Here is a 771-nt window from a genome sequence, read left to right as displayed (position 1 = left end):
TTTTAATATTACATACTCAGATCAAATTAAGAACCGAATTGGTACTCAACACCAACGAAAAAGCTGTCGAAGTCAAAGTCGAACTCGCCGCCACCTTCCACATCAATTGCCACTGAAGATGCACGATAGCCACCAGAAACAACCACACCCGATGTAAATTCATAACCTGCTTCTACACCGTAGTTAAAGCTGAAGTCACTTCCATCATCGCTCAAGCTGACACTCTCATTGTTGTTAGGTACTTCTACTCTAATACTCAAATCTGCACTAGTGACGCCAATACCAGCGATCGCACCAACGTAAAGCCCCGAATCAGAAAAATAATATTTAGGCTTAACGTTCAGATTGAATGACTGGGCCTCAACCTCCCATGTATCTTTGTAGTACACCCCATTCGAGCGGCCGTCACCATTTGACGTAAATGTACTGTAATGAATATACTCAACTTCCCAAGCAAAAACAAAGTTGTTCGTGTACTGTAACTGCTTACCTACAGCAATACCGATACCGTTGCCTGAATTGAAATCCAAACCGCCTTCCAGCTCACTTGCAGTCTTCAAACGATTCAGATCATTTGCCTTAAGATCCGTTTTTAAGTAATCAACGGCAACATACCAATTATCATTCGCTTGAACTGACGTAGACGCAGCAACTGCACCTAAAGCCATTAATGACAGGGCTTTCTCATTATAATTCCTTATTTACCAATACGTTATGTAATCTTGAAAGCTAGCAAGTATAAGTAAAAGAGCACATTGAGCCATTCTAATA

The 771-nt window shown here is 41.0% G+C and carries 1 protein-coding gene; it reads right to left on the bottom strand.

Features of this window, described 5'->3' with window-relative positions; all coding sequences use genetic code 11:
- Positions 1-26: 26 nt before the first annotated feature.
- A complete protein-coding gene (locus BCT81_RS27775; protein ID WP_102426536.1) occupies positions 27-668 on the bottom strand; it encodes an acyloxyacyl hydrolase in 642 nt (213 codons plus the stop codon).
- Between the last annotated feature and the right edge of the window lie 103 nt (positions 669-771).

This window comes from Vibrio sp. 10N.261.52.A1 (genome assembly GCF_002876325.1).
GTDB lineage: Bacteria > Pseudomonadota > Gammaproteobacteria > Enterobacterales > Vibrionaceae > Vibrio > Vibrio chagasii.
The sequence above is the reverse complement of the archived record's forward strand: the minus strand, read 5'-3'. Positions and strand labels throughout refer to the sequence as shown.